A 15,106-nucleotide genomic window follows, 5' to 3' on the forward strand; every position below is an offset into this window, starting at 1 on the left:
TTATGCACGCTGGGATTGAATCTGAATCCTTGAAAAATTGCTACAGGGCATCGTCGCGCCGCGCGGCGCGGATTGCCCGGCACGCGTGTTCGACCACCGACCAGATATATTCGTCGTGGTCGCGGACCTCGCAGACGCAGGACGCGGTTGTGATGATCAGTCCCTCGTCATCCTCCACCGAGCACACGTCGTATTCGCAAATCGAATAAGGCGGAGACACGCATTCGATACGTACGGCGGCAAGTCGACGCCGGCGCGTCTCGTCTCCGTCGGGGACTTCGTCAATGGTAACGGCCAGCATGGGGCGGCCTCCGTTCTGTGAGGAAGAGGATGCGGTCGGCAGGGGTTCCGCACCGACCGAAGATCTCGCGTGCTTCGTCGCCATCGACGTGGCGGCGTTCCATCAGCCGTTCGGCGAGTTCGAGGAGGGCGTCGCGGTTCGCTCGCATGATATCGAGCGCGCGACGTTCGAGTCGCCGGAGGTCGCGCTCCACCGCGCGGCGGATTCCGCGGTCCGCTCTGACCGCCTGCAGCGCGTTTTCGTAGCTCGCGAGGTACGTGAGGTTGTTGCCCAGGCCGGCGCTCACGTGGAGGCTGGCGATCATGCGCGTGGCGGCCGCGGCGTCGCCTTGCTCGCCTCCGGATCCCACGCTTTCCGAGGACAGGAAGATGCGCTCGGCGACGCGACCGCAAAGGTCCACCGTCACGCAATCCTCTATCGTCGCGCGCGTGAAGAGGTCGTCGTCGGGCGGATCGATGTCGGTACGCCCGAGTGAGATGCCGCGCTTGGCCACGGAGAGGGACCGCAGCGTACCGTACCCGACGGCCAAACTGCCGATGGCATGAGCGGCTTCATGGATGCTGATCCGGAACAGCTTGTCGGTCGACATCGGATTCGCGGGCAGCATGGCAGCGACCAGATCGTCGATGTGAAGTGCCCGACTTGCCTGACGCGCGCTGCGCCGCGCCGTCTGCACGTGCCCTGCGATCTCGGCCGAGGTAAGCTGCTCCGCGATGCGAGCGGCGGCTTCGATGTCCGCTTCACCGAGGGCTCCGCGCAAATGGTGGCGCAGGACGTTCGCAGCGCCGGCGCGGTCCTGCCGGCCGAGTTCGATGATGCGTTCGAAGCGACCGGGGCGGCGCAGCGCGGCATCGACGCCGGCCAGGTAGTTTGTCGCGCCGGCCAGGATGATCGCGCCGCCTTCCAGTCCGCCCGCGGTCCGGCGGGGGCCGGCGAGCGCGGAATCCATCGAGAGCATGAACTCAGTGATTACAGGTCGCCAGTAGTCCGCATTTCGACCTAAGGTAGATCGATTGGGCAAAGCGTCGCATTCATCCCAGCAGACGCAAACGGGACGGGGAGGGCCGATCGACGCTGCCGCAGCACTCATCGCTGCGGCATTGGCGTAGACCTCCCGGATACCCCGGATGACTTCATCGATGAATGCGGTCTTGGTGAAGAGGCCGCTGATTGACACCAGCAGGATCGGCACGTCGCAGGCAGCCATCACGGCCTTGATTCCGTAGGTCTTTCCGCAGCCCGGTTCGCTATGGCACAGGATTGCGCGGCCGACGTCCGACCACGCGAGCGACGAGGCGCGGTAAGCCTCCAGGTCCCGCTTGAGCTCAAGTCCAAACGTTCGCAGGGGGCCGAGTTCGTGCGCTGACTCGAGGTCAGGCAGACGCTCGATGATCGCGGCGTCGACGCCGCGGTTGCGGGCCCTGGTCAGCCTTTCGACGATCGCGCCGGACTCCGAACCCGGGCGGAAGGCGCTGGCGATCTCGTTGAAATCTAGGCCGGCACACAGATCGTCGGGCACTTCTGCGCTTTTACCCGTGAAGAGCTCGAGCGCGCGCGCCAGCGCCTTTCCGTTCACCCCGGTGATGACGACCGACTGGTCGGCTGCGCTGAGCAGAGTTGCCGGCAGCAGGTCGGTCGACGGTGCGATGCCGACCACGCAGCAGCCCCTGCCGAGCGCGGACGCGACCTCGTCGCTCCCAAGCGTAGCCTTGTGGCGGGAGCGGTCGGTTCCGTCACGCGCGATGCAGACCCACGACGAGCGGCTCAACGACGAGCAAAACCTTTCCGCGGGCTTCACCCACGCCGGGCTCGGCACAGTGAAGACGATCGCAAGATTCACCGAATTCTCGAGGATCGTGCGCTGCGCGTCGTCGAGTGTGGTCTCGAACACGGCGCGAAACAGAGCGAGCGGCGCAGACGGGCGCCGAAAGCGAGACATCGGTGCTCGTTCTTTCGGCGCTTCGTCCGGAGCGGGGAGGTCGTCCTCCAGCTGCCATTCGCTGGACGAGGTCATCGGCGCCTCGCGATCACCAAGGTATCGGGCCCTAGCGTCTCGGTCAGATCGATGCAGAGCCGGTCGGCGCACGCCATCGCGAAGATCGCCGCGCCGCCATCGGGATCGGCTCCGACGGCCTTGAGCAACCGTCCAAGCTTCGTCGGGCCGACATCTTCGAGATGACCGAGAACGCGGCAGCGGAAGTCGAAGGGGACGGCATGGTTGCGGCAGCGCCAGACCGCGCGAGCGCTGGCGAAACGCGGCCGCTGCATGATGTGCGCCGACGTCAGCACCAGCGACCTCAGACCGAGATCTTCAATCCCGATGAGGAAAAGCCCCTCCTGCTCGATTGTCCGCAACGGCCGTGTCGCGACCACGTCGAGTTGGTAGCGACCATCCGAGCGTTCGACGACGATCGTGTCCATGACCACGGTCTGAGAGCAGACAACGGCCGTGGCGACGTAGTCGATCGCGCCGACGTCCGGATCGAGCGAAGCCTGGATCAACGCGTCGTTGACGAGTCCGCCGGGCGAGGGAATGAGCCGACGGCATTTCGCCGACGCGAAGCCATTGGGGACAGTCTGGAAAGAGAACGCGGTACTGGACATCGGATCACTCGGGCATGTTCTTGCTTTGTTCCAAGAAGCATGCCCGCCTCAGATCGTCAACATAATTATTATAAATATATATCTTTAATGACTATGAGGAATATGTGGTGGTTTACCGGTGCTCCCTGTACTATTCGTAGCTGAAGCGATTTAAGCGCTTCGCGGTGCCGACGAGAGGGCGATGGCCGAAGAAGCGAAGGTGAAGAAGAGACCCGGCCGCCCGCGGCCACCCGACTCCGACAAGCGGAAGCAGTTTCTCGCGGTGATGCTGGAAGACACCATCAAGTCGCTTAAGCAGGCGGCGATCGAGGAAGACACCACGGCGTCGCTGCTCTTGGAGCGCATCGCCAACGAATACCTGCAGAGCCGGAAAGGCCGCGGGCGGAAGTCCTAGGCGGAAACGGCCATGAAGACGGACGATCCGAAGTTGGAGCAGAGCCGGAAGGATCTGTTCGAACGCGTCGAGAAGATGAACGCGTTGACCATCTCGATCCTGCGCTCCCATCTCCTCGCCGAGCAGTGCATGAACGATTTTGCCCTAGGCAAGGGCGTCAAGCGGAAGTGGCTCAAGAAGGCCACTTTTGACGAGAAGCTGACGAAGTGTCGGACCCTCTCCGGAGCGGAGCGGGACGACCCGCTGTGGGGCGTACTCAAGTCCGCCAACATCCTCCGCAACACGATCGCCCACACGCTGGACGTCAGCAAGATCGAGCAGCGCATGGCCGACCTGAAGAAGACGTATCTTGCGGCCTTGACGCCGCAGCAGGCGGCCGGTCTCCAGAACGAGCCAGATGACCGCATCGCTCAGTCGGCCTGCGTCCTGTGCGCCGGCTTCATAGTCAATCTGACGTGCGGCACGTCGTGATCTGTGCGACCAGTTCATAGCCACGCAAGAAGATGTTCGACCCTCCAGGCGAGAAGCGTCTTGGTCATGGGGTCGTATCGACGCAACAGCCCTGTAATTACGGCGTTATCGGGTGTCCAGTTTGAGAGATCGCAGGCCTTTTCGACGAAGCGCGTGTTCCAGACGAGAGATCCACTGTAGCCTGCGGGATGATCATATTTGACCTTGCTTCCAGTCTGCAGGCCGGTGCCCATCGTCACCGTCGCCGCTCCTGGCTCCCAATGCATCTCGAAAATGTTGGGATCGCCGGATCCCGGCTTCTCCTGCGAACAATATCCCGTGACGATGGCGTCGGCGCCGAAAGTGCCGATGTAGGCCGTGTTTTCTCCCGCCAAACCGCGGAAGAAAAGCAGCTCGTGGGCAACCGGCCGATGGGCCGAAGCGAACCTCGACATGGAGAGGGGCATTGCGCGACCGGCCACCTTGGCACATTCGCCCGACGGGACCGGCGCGATCGCGGCATCGACTGCCGGGTTCTGGTCCATGCGCCAGGCGCCGACCTTCAGGATAGTGTCCCCGGTGTCGTCGATGAAATGAGCGTCGGGCCCGCAAGACGCCACGTGAGCGCACGTCAGCACCTTAATTCCGTTCCACTCGATGAACGTTCCGGTGCCGATTTCGCTGCCGGCGAGAGCCGGTACGAACGGACGCGTATGTACCTTCATTAAATCGGTAACTCGGTGAACAAGTTGATCCCACGCCGCTTTGGCCTGTTGTTGATTCATCGACGGCTCGCAATTTTGAACGTCGCCCGGGAATGGCCACGGTTCACGTACGGGCGGAGAACCGAGTGAAGGCGGTCAATGTCTGAAGGCGCGGCTCGACGTCCTTCAGATAGATCTCGGTCCGCAGAAATGCGAGCTCATCGTCGAGCGTTGCCTCGCAGACGTCGGTGTACCATGACTTTGGTCTCCCGTCGCTTCCGTCGCTCCAGCGGTAACCGCGGCGCTTCAGGACGTCCTTCAATTCGAAGGGCGACTGCTCCGCCCAGACGCGTATCGTCTTTTTCCGCGCGGTCTCGAGCAGCATGGCCAGCGCCGGCGCGCCCGTCGACGGAAGTCTGTGTGCCAGGATCTCAAGCAGGGCGTGGCAGTCGTCGACAGCCCGGTGGGCCTGGTGGAAATAGCCCGCGCCGTTGAGCAGGTAGGCGAGATTAGCACCCGCGAAGCCGTGCTTTCGCCACTCTACCTCGCTCGCCGAACATCCCCAGGCCTTCCGAGCGAAGACCGGCCAGTAGCGCTCGACGAACTTGCGGTCGAAAGCGCTGTTGTGCGCGATGCAGATGACCACGGAGGCATCGACGAACGCCGCGACCGCCGCGTCGTCGATCCGATGGCCGGCGACCATCTCGTCGGTGATTCCGGTGATGTCGGTGATCTCTGCCGGGATCGGCTCGGACGGCTCGTTGAACGCCGAGAAGACGTCACGGACGCCGACGATGCTGCCGTCGGAGAGGTAGTCGAATTTGACCATTCCGAGTTCGATGATCTCGTGGCGCAGCGGGTCCAGGCCCGTGGTCTCGGTGTCAATGATGATCGCCGTTTTGGTCTCTTCGCCGGCGGACGGCGTGAAGAGGGGGCGTGGCACTAGCCTGCGCAGCACCCGGTAGTCGGCCGAGCGGGCCAAGGTTTCGGCCATGGCGGCCAGGCTGATGGTATCTTGGAACATCGTGCATCCGGAGGGGGCGGACGGGGACCGCGGGGCGCAGAATCTAGCATGCGCCGGCGCGGCGCGCAGCGCGATGTTGGCTCACGCCTTTTCGCGCAAGGACCGCTCGCGTCCGCCGGTTTCGAAATAGGAGAAGAGCCTACTTACTCACCTCTCAGCTGAGGCTTCGCGGTGCTGACCGGCGGTACGCGGGATGGCCCCTCGTTCTGCCGCTGAAGGGCGGCCAGGCGCTTCTTCTCCGCTTCGTATCGGTCTATGGCTGCCTTGGCGGGCTCGTAGATGTCGTGGAAGCCACGGTGGAGATTTCGAGCCATGCGCAGCACGAGACTCGCGAATTCGTGGACGCCGGCTTGCGTCTCCCGGATGCTCTGTTTCAGTCGGACCGACGTATCGCCGCTGTCGCGCAGATACTTTTCGTCGACCTCGCCGCCGTTGTGTTCGTAGACGTGACGGCGCTGAAACAAACGCGTCGCGGTCGCGATCTCCACCTCCGTCAGCCCTTCACAGATGTCGATGTCGAAACCGCCCAAGAGCTCCCTTCTGGTCGCGACGAGATCGTGGAAACGCATTTTTCCGATGCGTTCGCGCCGCCCGGAACGCATAGGCCTGTTCCGGATCAGCTGCCCGGCATATTGCCCGACGAAGGTGTCGAACGCCGAGCCGATGTCTTTTAGACAGCCTGATGGAACGGCACCCCGATTCAGATCGTTGCGGATCGCCGGGATGATGCTTCCTTCGAGCTCGCTGAGATCGTTTCGCGTGCCGCAGGCCGAGCAATAGGCGAACCGCCCCAGGATATCGTGGAACTCGCCGCAGGCGCTGCAATTGAACTGCTTCTGCTGGCTCTGCTCGGCGTAATAGAACGGCGGCTTCTCGACGTCTCTTCCCGCGGCGTCCGCCACGGCATCCATGTCGATCACGTGGGCTCCGTCTTCGTCTGCCGACAGCGCCTCGTCGAGTCTTTCGCAATAGAGGCGAACATAGACCCGTTGTGCTGTTGACAGAAATTCATGGCGCTCGGCACGCGCGCCGCAATAGGGACAGAGCGAGATGCCGCCGCGCGTACGCCAATATTGTTCGCATCTCGGGCATTGGAAGCCGAACTTTCCTTCGCTGTCGGAAGCGATGAATACGGGCACGCAACCCGGCACCGGTGGCTCGGGCCATGGCGCGCCGATCCCTCCCATCGGCAGATCGGCGACGGGGATTCCCTCTCTCAGCGCATAAATGGCGTAGAGCGCTGCCGGGACCGGCCGACTGCTCTGCCATGTGACCTGGTAACGGCGCCGGCCTTCGTCGTCGCTTCTGATGGTGAAAATCACCTGTCCGCCGCAATGGGCGATCTCTTGAAATTCGCGCGCCTCGTTCATGCCCGTCGATCCTCTGGGCGCCGATCGTAACCCACGGAGCGCTGTGGCGGCAGGGGCTAGATCGAACGATCCCAGGGACCGCTCCTAGCGTAGGATGACCGTCCAGTCGATCATCTCGAGCTACGCTTCTGGCGCCGGATCTTCCTTCTCGCCGGTCGCGACGATCTTCAGCGCGCCGTCGGGCAGTGGCCGCTGCAGCGCCTTGGCTTCGTCCCAGGGGGCGCGGAGCCAGATGTCGTGCTCCTCGGTAGTCGTCAGGATCACCGGCATCGCCTTCGGATGCACGCGCTTCACTTCCTCGTTTGGCTCCGTCGTCAGGAACGCATAGATGTCTGCGGAGACCTCGCCCTCCTTGGCCTTCCGGACGCTGGTCCAGTTCGTCCAGAGACCCGCGAACGCGAGCAGCGGCCGGCCCTCGTCCGGAGCGAACCAGACCGGCACCTTCTTGCCGTCGATGGTGTCGTACTCGCTGAACGACGTGAACGGCACTAGGCACCGGCTTTCCGGGCCGAGCCATCGCTTCCAGTGCGCGCTGTTGACGTTCCTGATGTTGGTGGTTCCTGAATCGGGTTCCATCTGGAGCAGTTCCTTGAAATCGACGGACTTGCCCTTGGCCTGTAGCTTTTCCGCGCGCTTCTTCGTCGCGTCCATCAGCGCCCGTTGCGAGCTCGGCATGCCCCAGCGCGCCATGGCGATCTCGCGCCCGTCGGCCGCGTCGCGCACGATCGGCGCCGGATAATCAGGAAAGATGCCCGGCATTGAAGGCAGGTTGCCGACGCGGCTGTTGAGCGCGTTGAAGAGGCGCCGGATAGCGTCGACGTTCTTCGTCATGGAGTAGAGGTTGCACATCGTCAGGTCTCCGGAGCGGCCTGGCGAGGGCGCTGCGCCAATTGTAGCAGCGTCGCCGCCGGCCGGCGATTGGCCTTGGCGCACTTGCTGCAGCGGAGCCGGCCCGCCAAGTCGTGCACGAAGGTGGTCGGCGGATGGCGCAGCGCGGCCAGGTCGACATCCCGCTTGGTCTTGCAGCGCGAGCACTCGATCCCGAGCCACGGATAGCCGCCGTTGACCGCTTGGTCGATGGTCGGCGACGGATCGATCGGCTCGCCATCCGCCCACATGCGTTCGTTCCAGGACTCGCAGAGCAGCCTGTCCGCTGTCCGGATTAGGGCCTCGCCCTTGTCCCGCGCCTCGGCGGATTGCGCGGCCAGAATGTTGGTCATCGCACGCGCGCGCCCGAGCTCCTTGTTCAGCGCCTTGCGGTCGCCGCCGCTGAGGGGAGTGGGATGATGCTTTGGCGCCATGCGCCTGCGGTCAGTCGAACGCCGGCCAGCAGCCGTCTTCCTCGTGGCGACCTGTCCTCACCTGGCAGGTATCGTCGAGCAACCGCTGAGCACAGTCCTTCCAGATGGCCTGCGGCCCGTACAGCCGCACGGCATCCGCCTTCTGGATCTCGATGGTCCGGGAACATCTGGTGCAAGTTGTCCGGAGCAGGTGTCGCGCGATCTGACAAAGCCGCTGCGACCGGATGGACGGCCCGGCCGGTCTGTCGTCGGCGCTCGCGTCCCTGAGTAGGGCGTCCCAGTATTCGCGCGGCATCGGGTCCGCACGACCCGGGGTGGGCGCAACAGGCGCGCTTCTGCCGACGGGGGCTTCCGCGGCCATCTTGTCCATCTGTTTTGCGGTCGGCATGCGCCAGCTTGCGGGTCGGTCGGGCATTCGTATGAGAACATATAGAGAACAAATAGTCGAGTCCGTTCGAGCCTTGGAAAGAAGTCGTAGAAGCCTATCCGGACACACCAAACCATTGCGTGTTTCGGCCGAAAGGACGTATCTAGCGGCGAACCGGCGGTGCGGGCGGTTTCGCAGTCAACTGCGCACCAAAAAGCCGGACAGGGGTGGAAGTCGTCAAAAGATGTTGTTTTTGCATATCTCAGATATCCATTTCAAAGCGCCTGAATGCCTCAACCCCGACACTGATCCCGATAGAGGGATTCGGACACGTCTCGAGCGGCATCTCGCCTCTCAGATCGCGAAGATGGGCAACGTCGACGCGATTCTGGTCGGAGGCGACGTCGCTTTCGCAGGCGATCCGCGCGAATACGAAGAGGCGAGGAAGTGGTTCGGCAAGCTCAGAACGATCACCGGCTGCGAAAAAGGGCCGATGCTCGTCGTCCCCGGAAACCACGACATCGACCGGAATTCGGTCGGGAAAGCGATGAGCACCCGGAACGTGCAGAAGGCGATCGCCGAGGAGAAGGACGAGTGGCGGGAATCGACCCTCCGCGCTCAACTGGCGGACCCGCAGACTGCGGCCGCGCTGCTCCATGGACACGCCGCGTACAACGATTTCGCCGCGCCCCTGCAATGCCAGATCTATCCCGGCAAGATCTACTGGAAGCAGGACTTGGATCTGACGCCGAAGGTGAAGCTCCGGATTCACGGGCTCACATCGACCCTTCTGTCTGGTCGCGACGGCAAGGACGACCCCAAGCCGTCGCTCTACGTCAGCCCTCTGCAGACGGCGCTTGATCCGGTGCCGGACGTGGTCAACATGGTGATGTGCCATCACCCCTTCGACTGGTTGATCGACGGAGACGACGTGGAGAACGCGCTCGACAGACGGGCGACGTTCCAGCTGTTCGGCCACAAGCACAAGCAGAAGGTGCAGCGCGAAGCGGATTACATGCGATGGGGCGCGGGCGCCGTAAATCCTTCGAGGAGCGAAAAGCAGTACGAGCCTGGCTACAATCTCGTCCGTATCGATTTAGCCGGGACCGGGAGAGAACGGTGCCTCTCGATCGAGACCCACCAATTTACGTACCAGTCTAATCCGGAGGGATTTAGGCCGATCGTGACGTCGTTGGGCGAGGACGTCTTCCGGCATACTATCCCCTTTCCCGAAGACATCGTCGCATCGACCGGCGCCAGGCCGCACGTTGTACTGGACCCGGCGATCGACGCGAGTGCTGATGCGGAGGCTGCCATGGGCGCCGAGGTCAATCGCAATATCGTCAGTCGTTTTTGGGACCTCGATTCCAGCGACCGGCGGAAGATCGCGCTCGCATTGGGACTGATCAGCCGGGAGGAAGTCGCGCTGCCCGAACCGGAACGATACGGAAAGGCCCTGATCAGGGCCAAGGAACGCGACATGCTCGATCGACTCGCCGAAATGATCTCCGAAAAGGAGGGGAAGTGATGGACGCGCAAAAGGTCCCCGACATGGACCCGAACTTCGCCCGTTGGTACGGCGAGGTCTCGATGGAAGACAGCAAGGCGCAGGCGAGATGGATCGGCCTCGACCAAGCCATCAAGTCGCCGAATCGCGCGACCGTGGAGGTTCTGACGCGACTGGCGTTCGACACCAAGGCTTCGGCAGGGGGATACAAGGAGCCTGCGCTCGCAGAGAAACTGGAATCGTTTCATGCCGCATTCAAGGCTGCCGACGACGATTACGAGCCGGAGAAGCGTGAAGGCCAGGTGCTCGCCGCTTGCGCGCTCGTCCAGTTGTTCGGCTCGTATTCCCTCGCCTCGCTCGCCGTGACCGCTGCGTCGTTCGACGGCGTCAGAACGCCGGCGTTGCCGATGGATCTGATCGGCATGGCCGAGCAGGCGGTCGGGACTTTGAGCACGAGCCGTCGCGTCCGCCCGGACGTCTCCAGATTGAAGGTGTCGGTCCAGGATTTTGCCTATCAGCCGGAATTCGCTGGAGTTCAGCCGAACGATCCTCAGACGTGGAAGCCTCTTTTCACCGGTATGACCACTGCTGTAAACGCCTCGATCAAGGCGGCGGCCTCTCGGGTGAACGCGTCGATCGACAAGATGAGCGGCTATATGCGCGTCGTCGACGAGGAGCTACAGATGCTCTGGTGGCTGTTGGGTGAGCGCAGCCTCGACCTCGATCTGCCGTTCGACAAGGTCGACAGCGCGATGCAGCCACTGGTCTTCGCCCGGGAGCTCGCCCAGCGGACTGTCTCCAGTCCCGGACCGGTCGCGATCGCGGCGTTATTGGCGCGGTCCGGCCTGAAGTCTCGGGGCAAGCTGCAGATCGTCGCCGCAACGAACGCCGTACCGACGGAGTGGGCGACGACGGCGGTGGACGAATTGGCCACGTCTCCCGTCACGACGCCGATCCATTTCGCACTGGACAAGCGTGTCGAGGCGGGCGCACCCGATGCCTGGTCGGCGCACTGGTCGGCCCTCTGCGGCCTGGAAGCGGACTCCAGGCTTTCGCCGCTTCGGCTTGCGGAGCTATTCTACCGCGAACACCTCTTCCTGAGATTCGAGTAGGCCGATGTCCGCGCTAGTTGCGGCCGAGATGATCTGTTCGAACCCTGACTGTCGCGTCTCGGTCGACAAGAAGTGCGTCGAAGGATTGTCCTTTGATCAATGCCAGTTCTTCGGCAAACAGCCTGTCGACTTGGGTCCCGCGGCCGCCGGTGACGTCGCCGCCCCGGCGGCCGGCATAGACCTTGATCTTGGAGTGCCGCTGCATGCCCTCCAGGCCTCCGGGGTTCTTCGGGCGGCCCGCTCGCGGGTGATTGGAATCATCGGAGCATACGATTGCGGGAAGACCAGCCTGCTGGCCGGTCTCTACGATCTCTTCCAGGAAGGGCCGATCGCCGGGATTACTTTTGCCGGCTCGTCTACGCTTCACGGTTTCGAAAACATTTGTCACGATTCGCGCGTAGCGTCGAAGCGGGGTATCGCGCATTCGTCCCGCACCAGTCGAGGCGAGGTTGTCTTCTACCATCTGGACGTCCAACGCGATGGGGAGCCAGACCTCATTTCCTTGCTGCTCGCCGACAGGTCGGGGGAGGAATACGAGGATGTCGCGGACGAAATGGCCAACGGGTTGTCCATGTTCGAATTGCGGCGGGCCGATACGGTCACCGTACTGGTCGACGGACGGCGGCTGTGCGACCCCAAGACACGGCACGACGTGATCAACTCCGTCGCCCCCATAGTCCAGGGCCTGCAGGAGAGCGGAGCATTCGAGCGTCGGCCGCAGCTTGCCGTCGTGTTGACCAAGAACGATGCCGTTGTGGGTTCGGACAAGGCGGACGTCGCGATGGCTGATTTCGATCGGCTAGTGGAGACGATCAAGCGCAGGTTCGGCGATCGGTTCAGCGATATCCGCAAATTCGTCACGACCGCCTCGCCGAAGGGAATGGCCGTGAAAAGAGGTGACGGATTGCAGGAACTGCTGTTCTACTGGCTGAACGCCGGCGCGCCCGAACCGGTCGTGCCGGTCCGTCCCGCCAGCGACCGCGTCTTTGCGGCCCTTCGACCGAGGGAAGACTGATGGCGGATTTGATTGAACCGAACGTGTCGATCGTGGGCTTGCCGGGTTCTGGAAAGACCACGTTCCTTGCCGCGCTCTGGCACCTGATACAGAGCCACGAGATACAGACGCGGCTGCGCTTCGGTTCGATGAGCAACCATGACTACGCGTACCTAAACCAGATCGTGAAGCTCTGGCGCAAGGCGACCGAGCAGGGACGTACGCAGATCGCGGGAACGAAGTCGATCAGCATGAACCTCACCGATGCCTCCGGTCGTGCGATCCGCGTGACGTTCCCTGACGTTCCCGGCGAGGATTACCGGACCATGTGGGAAGACCGGAAGGTCGATGAAGCATTGGCCGAAAACCTCGGCGCGGGAAACATCATGTTGTTGGTCAACGGAGACCGGATCAAAGCGCCGGCCTGGATAACCGAGCGGATGCATCTGACGGGCAAAGTTGAGAGCGGTCCCGCGGAGGAGCCCGTCCGCTGGGAGCCGAGGCTCGCTCCGACGCAAGTGCAACTGGTCGATCTGCTTCAGCATCTCATGAGGCGGCCGCTTGATCAGGGGCCCCGCAGATTGGCGGTCATGATCGGTGCATGGGACCAGGCGGAGGGCGAAGGCCTGTCGCCGATCGATTTTCAGGCAGCCAAACTTCCCCTGCTCGACCAGTATCTGAAAAGCGGGCGGGACGGATGGACATTCCGTACCTACGGCTTGAGCGCTCAGGGCGGCGAGTTTGACGAGAATGACGAGAACAACGCATCGGCGAAAGCGAGGGAGGACGCGAGCCGGCTGCGCGAGTTCGACCTTCTATCAAATCGGATCCGTCTGCTCTCAGGCGGTTCCGAGTCGCACGATCTTACCGAGCCGCTCGAATGGTTGATGGGCGACCAGTGAACGGTTTCGAAGTCCAACAGACCCTGCATGGTTACGGAGAAGGGCATCGACTTCTCGCGGGTTCTGCGTCCTTGCCGCCACGCGACGTCAGGACGATGCTCATCCTCAGCGACTCTCCGGGCGGCGGCAAATTGCCGGCCGAAGGATATTTGACTGGATATCCTCTCGCCGAGTCCGCGAAGTACGTGCTGGCCCGCACGTGGCCTGCTCCCGAGATGAGGCGGCCGGGCTGCGTCTGGACGCACTCCGTCATCATCGATTTCGCCGACGTAGCGGGACTTCGCTCCGCATCGACGATCCTTCGTCTCTTCAGGCGCCCCGATGTTGGGCCGCGTGAGACGTACGAACGGCCCTTGGTCGTCGTCGATGCAATACCGCCGGAGCGGGCTGGATTCGACCCGGACATTGCGGGTGGACTGCTGGGCGCGCTGTACGGAAGCCCGAACAGCAAGATCGTGGGCGGGCTGGACGCCGGGCTGAACGAAGACATCGTGCTTCGGACGTGGATGCAGCAGTGGCCCAGGCTTCGGCGAAGCTTCCGATTCTGCACTTTCACGGCCGCCGATCGTTCGACGCCGTCCGAGCCATTCGATCTCCAGCTCGTGTCGAGCGCCTCGTCGATACCTCGATTGCGGGTAGCGAATATCGTGAGTCCGGGCGAGACGTCGCGGGTGCCGGAGCTCGCGCCCTTGGTCGAGGACCTCATCGATCCCGACGTGGATGGTCTACGGCATTTCCTCCGAGAGAGCGGAGTGGAGGTGTCCGAAGGGCGTGGTGCCATGCGCCCGCTCTGTACGGTCTTCGCATTTGTTCGCCACCGAACGACCGACGCCGAGACGGTGTTTGCCGCTCTCGATCAATTAGACAGTTCCCGGGCATCGACCGCGCGTCGACGAGTTGTCGGACGACTGGCGCAGGATATTGAAGCCGCAAGCGACCCGGGCTTTCGGATGGTCATCGACGAAATCCGCGCCGACGGCGGATTCGACGAGGCACTCGCGACGCGTGTCGGCGCGGAGCTTTGGCGCCGTGAGCCGGCATCGTTCGTCGGAACCTTGGGGGCGGAGTTGGATTCCCTGTCCCGGGCTACGAACGCGGCGTTGGTAAAATTGGATGCGGACGAGCTAGTGCGAGGCATTTCGCGCGCCCCTGCCGTAGCGCCGGAGATCGCAAAGCGCCGCGAGGATCTGCTCGCCGCCGAAGCTTTTTGGACGATACCCGGGATCGATATCGAACGAATCGTCGCCTCCTGTGTCGATCGATCGGAAAAGGTGCTTTCGGGCCTCATGTCCTCAGGTGCGTCGGTTCCGCCATCCACGGCACGGAAATTCCAGGCTCGACAGATAATCAGCGCGCTGGAGCGGAGAGGAAGCGAGTGGAGTCGTGAGCGTACTGAGCCATGGCTCCAAGCGGTGCGAGGTCAGACGCAGGAACTCGTCGGCGCGTTGCGCCATCGCGAGCTCAAGTTCGCACCTACGTTATCCGAGTTGGCGCATGCGATTCATCCAGACGACGTTTCCAGCGATGGCCAGGGGGATCCTTGGCTTACCGCAGCGTCAGGATCGATCGGAGATCTGACAGCGGACGAGGACGCCTACTTCAACGCGTTCCTGCTCGCGCGCGGCCTTGGCCGTCAGTCATCCGACGCGGCCGCGCTAATGCGCCTTTCATTCGGGAAGGTCCATCGCGCTCTGGCCATCGATAGGATGCCGACCGAGGGGTGGCGTCTACTCCGGATTCGACTGCCCTTTGTGATGCCATGGCAGGAGTGGGATCGTTGCTGGCGGATAAGCAGTGCCGTCGGCGAGCAGTTTGCAGATCGAAACTTGGACGCCGCAGCCTTCGTGGATCTGGTGGACGATGCAGAGCTTTGGTCGCAAGTGGCGTCCGCCGTCTCCGATGCTTGGGGCGGCAGAAAGTATCTGAAGCAGGTGCGGCGCAGATTGGAGGCGGATGGTTCCCGCGACCCCGGAGGCCGGAAGGCAGCGGCGCTCGAACGTATCCTGTAGCGTGCCCCGAGGGGATATCGACACAGCCGGGTGACCCGACCTGAAATGATTTTCGTATGGTAAGGGT

General features: G+C 63.0%; 16 protein-coding genes. 7 read left to right on the top strand and 9 right to left on the bottom strand.

Annotated elements, in window-relative coordinates; all coding sequences use genetic code 11:
- Positions 1-40 precede the first annotated feature (40 nt).
- Genes P6U25_RS08290 through P6U25_RS08300 form a run of 3 tightly spaced genes read right to left on the bottom strand, consistent with a single transcriptional unit; the run spans position 41 to position 2,905 of the window.
- On the bottom strand, positions 41-301 hold the full coding sequence (locus tag P6U25_RS08290) for a hypothetical protein (protein ID WP_407151008.1): 261 nt from the start codon (positions 299-301) through the stop codon (positions 41-43).
- Positions 282-2,315: an AAA family ATPase gene (locus P6U25_RS08295; protein WP_407151009.1), complete on the bottom strand. Its 2,034-nt coding sequence runs from the start codon at positions 2,313-2,315 to the stop codon at positions 282-284. The genes P6U25_RS08290 and P6U25_RS08295 overlap by 20 nt, the downstream gene beginning before the upstream one ends.
- A complete protein-coding gene (locus tag P6U25_RS08300; protein WP_407151010.1) occupies positions 2,312-2,905 on the bottom strand; it encodes a hypothetical protein in 594 nt (197 codons plus the stop codon). Before P6U25_RS08300 ends, P6U25_RS08295 begins: the two co-directional genes overlap by 4 nt.
- Positions 2,906-3,086: 181 nt before the next feature.
- On the opposite strand from P6U25_RS08300, the gene P6U25_RS08305 reads away from it, so the two are divergent.
- On the top strand, positions 3,087-3,299 hold the full coding sequence (locus tag P6U25_RS08305) for a hypothetical protein (RefSeq protein WP_407151011.1): 213 nt from the start codon (positions 3,087-3,089) through the stop codon (positions 3,297-3,299).
- A 12-nt stretch (positions 3,300-3,311) separates the two neighbouring features.
- Positions 3,312-3,770 (top strand): hypothetical protein, encoded by a 459-nt coding sequence (locus P6U25_RS08310; protein WP_407151012.1) that lies wholly within the window; start codon positions 3,312-3,314, stop codon positions 3,768-3,770.
- A 14-nt stretch (positions 3,771-3,784) separates the two neighbouring features.
- Here P6U25_RS08310 and P6U25_RS08315 read toward each other — a convergent pair whose 3' ends face one another.
- From P6U25_RS08315 to P6U25_RS08340, 6 genes are all read right to left on the bottom strand, one after another.
- Positions 3,785-4,534, bottom strand: a complete 750-nt coding sequence (locus P6U25_RS08315) for a hypothetical protein (RefSeq protein WP_407151013.1) — start codon at positions 4,532-4,534, stop codon at positions 3,785-3,787.
- Between the two features lie 43 nt (positions 4,535-4,577).
- A complete protein-coding gene (locus P6U25_RS08320; RefSeq protein WP_407151014.1) occupies positions 4,578-5,477 on the bottom strand; it encodes a 3'-5' exonuclease in 900 nt (299 codons plus the stop codon).
- A 143-nt stretch (positions 5,478-5,620) separates the two neighbouring features.
- Positions 5,621-6,847 carry a hypothetical protein gene (locus P6U25_RS08325; protein WP_407151015.1) on the bottom strand — a complete coding sequence of 409 codons (1,227 nt, stop codon included), beginning with the start codon at positions 6,845-6,847 and terminating at the stop codon, positions 5,621-5,623.
- A 120-nt stretch (positions 6,848-6,967) separates the two neighbouring features.
- Positions 6,968-7,696, bottom strand: coding sequence for an SOS response-associated peptidase (locus P6U25_RS08330; RefSeq protein ID WP_407151016.1), 729 nt, complete (start codon positions 7,694-7,696; stop codon positions 6,968-6,970).
- A gap of 2 nt (positions 7,697-7,698) precedes the next feature.
- Positions 7,699-8,148 (bottom strand): hypothetical protein, encoded by a 450-nt coding sequence (locus P6U25_RS08335; RefSeq protein ID WP_407151017.1) that lies wholly within the window; start codon positions 8,146-8,148, stop codon positions 7,699-7,701.
- Positions 8,149-8,158: 10 nt separating this feature from the next.
- Positions 8,159-8,536, bottom strand: a complete 378-nt coding sequence (locus P6U25_RS08340) for a hypothetical protein (protein WP_407151018.1) — start codon at positions 8,534-8,536, stop codon at positions 8,159-8,161.
- 223 nt (positions 8,537-8,759) lie between these two features.
- On the opposite strand from P6U25_RS08340, the gene P6U25_RS08345 reads away from it, so the two are divergent.
- Genes P6U25_RS08345 through P6U25_RS08365 form a run of 5 tightly spaced genes read left to right on the top strand, consistent with a single transcriptional unit; the run spans position 8,760 to position 15,039 of the window.
- Positions 8,760-10,043 carry a metallophosphoesterase gene (locus P6U25_RS08345; RefSeq protein WP_407151019.1) on the top strand — a complete coding sequence of 428 codons (1,284 nt, stop codon included), beginning with the start codon at positions 8,760-8,762 and terminating at the stop codon, positions 10,041-10,043.
- The gene (locus tag P6U25_RS08350; RefSeq protein WP_407151020.1) at positions 10,043-11,134 is read left to right on the top strand and encodes a GTPase-associated system all-helical protein GASH; all 1,092 of its coding nucleotides are present in this window, start codon (positions 10,043-10,045) and stop codon (positions 11,132-11,134) included. Before P6U25_RS08345 ends, P6U25_RS08350 begins: the two co-directional genes overlap by 1 nt.
- Positions 11,135-11,138: 4 nt before the next feature.
- The gene (locus P6U25_RS08355; protein WP_407151021.1) at positions 11,139-12,149 is read left to right on the top strand and encodes a TRAFAC clade GTPase domain-containing protein; all 1,011 of its coding nucleotides are present in this window, start codon (positions 11,139-11,141) and stop codon (positions 12,147-12,149) included.
- A complete protein-coding gene (locus tag P6U25_RS08360) occupies positions 12,149-13,030 on the top strand; it encodes a TRAFAC clade GTPase domain-containing protein (protein ID WP_407151022.1) in 882 nt (293 codons plus the stop codon). Before P6U25_RS08355 ends, P6U25_RS08360 begins: the two co-directional genes overlap by 1 nt.
- On the top strand, positions 13,009-15,039 hold the full coding sequence (locus tag P6U25_RS08365; RefSeq protein WP_407151023.1) for a hypothetical protein: 2,031 nt from the start codon (positions 13,009-13,011) through the stop codon (positions 15,037-15,039). The genes P6U25_RS08360 and P6U25_RS08365 overlap by 22 nt, the downstream gene beginning before the upstream one ends.
- Positions 15,040-15,106 lie beyond the last annotated feature (67 nt).

The organism is Bradyrhizobium sp. ORS 86 (assembly GCF_045571475.1).
GTDB lineage: Bacteria > Pseudomonadota > Alphaproteobacteria > Rhizobiales > Xanthobacteraceae > Bradyrhizobium.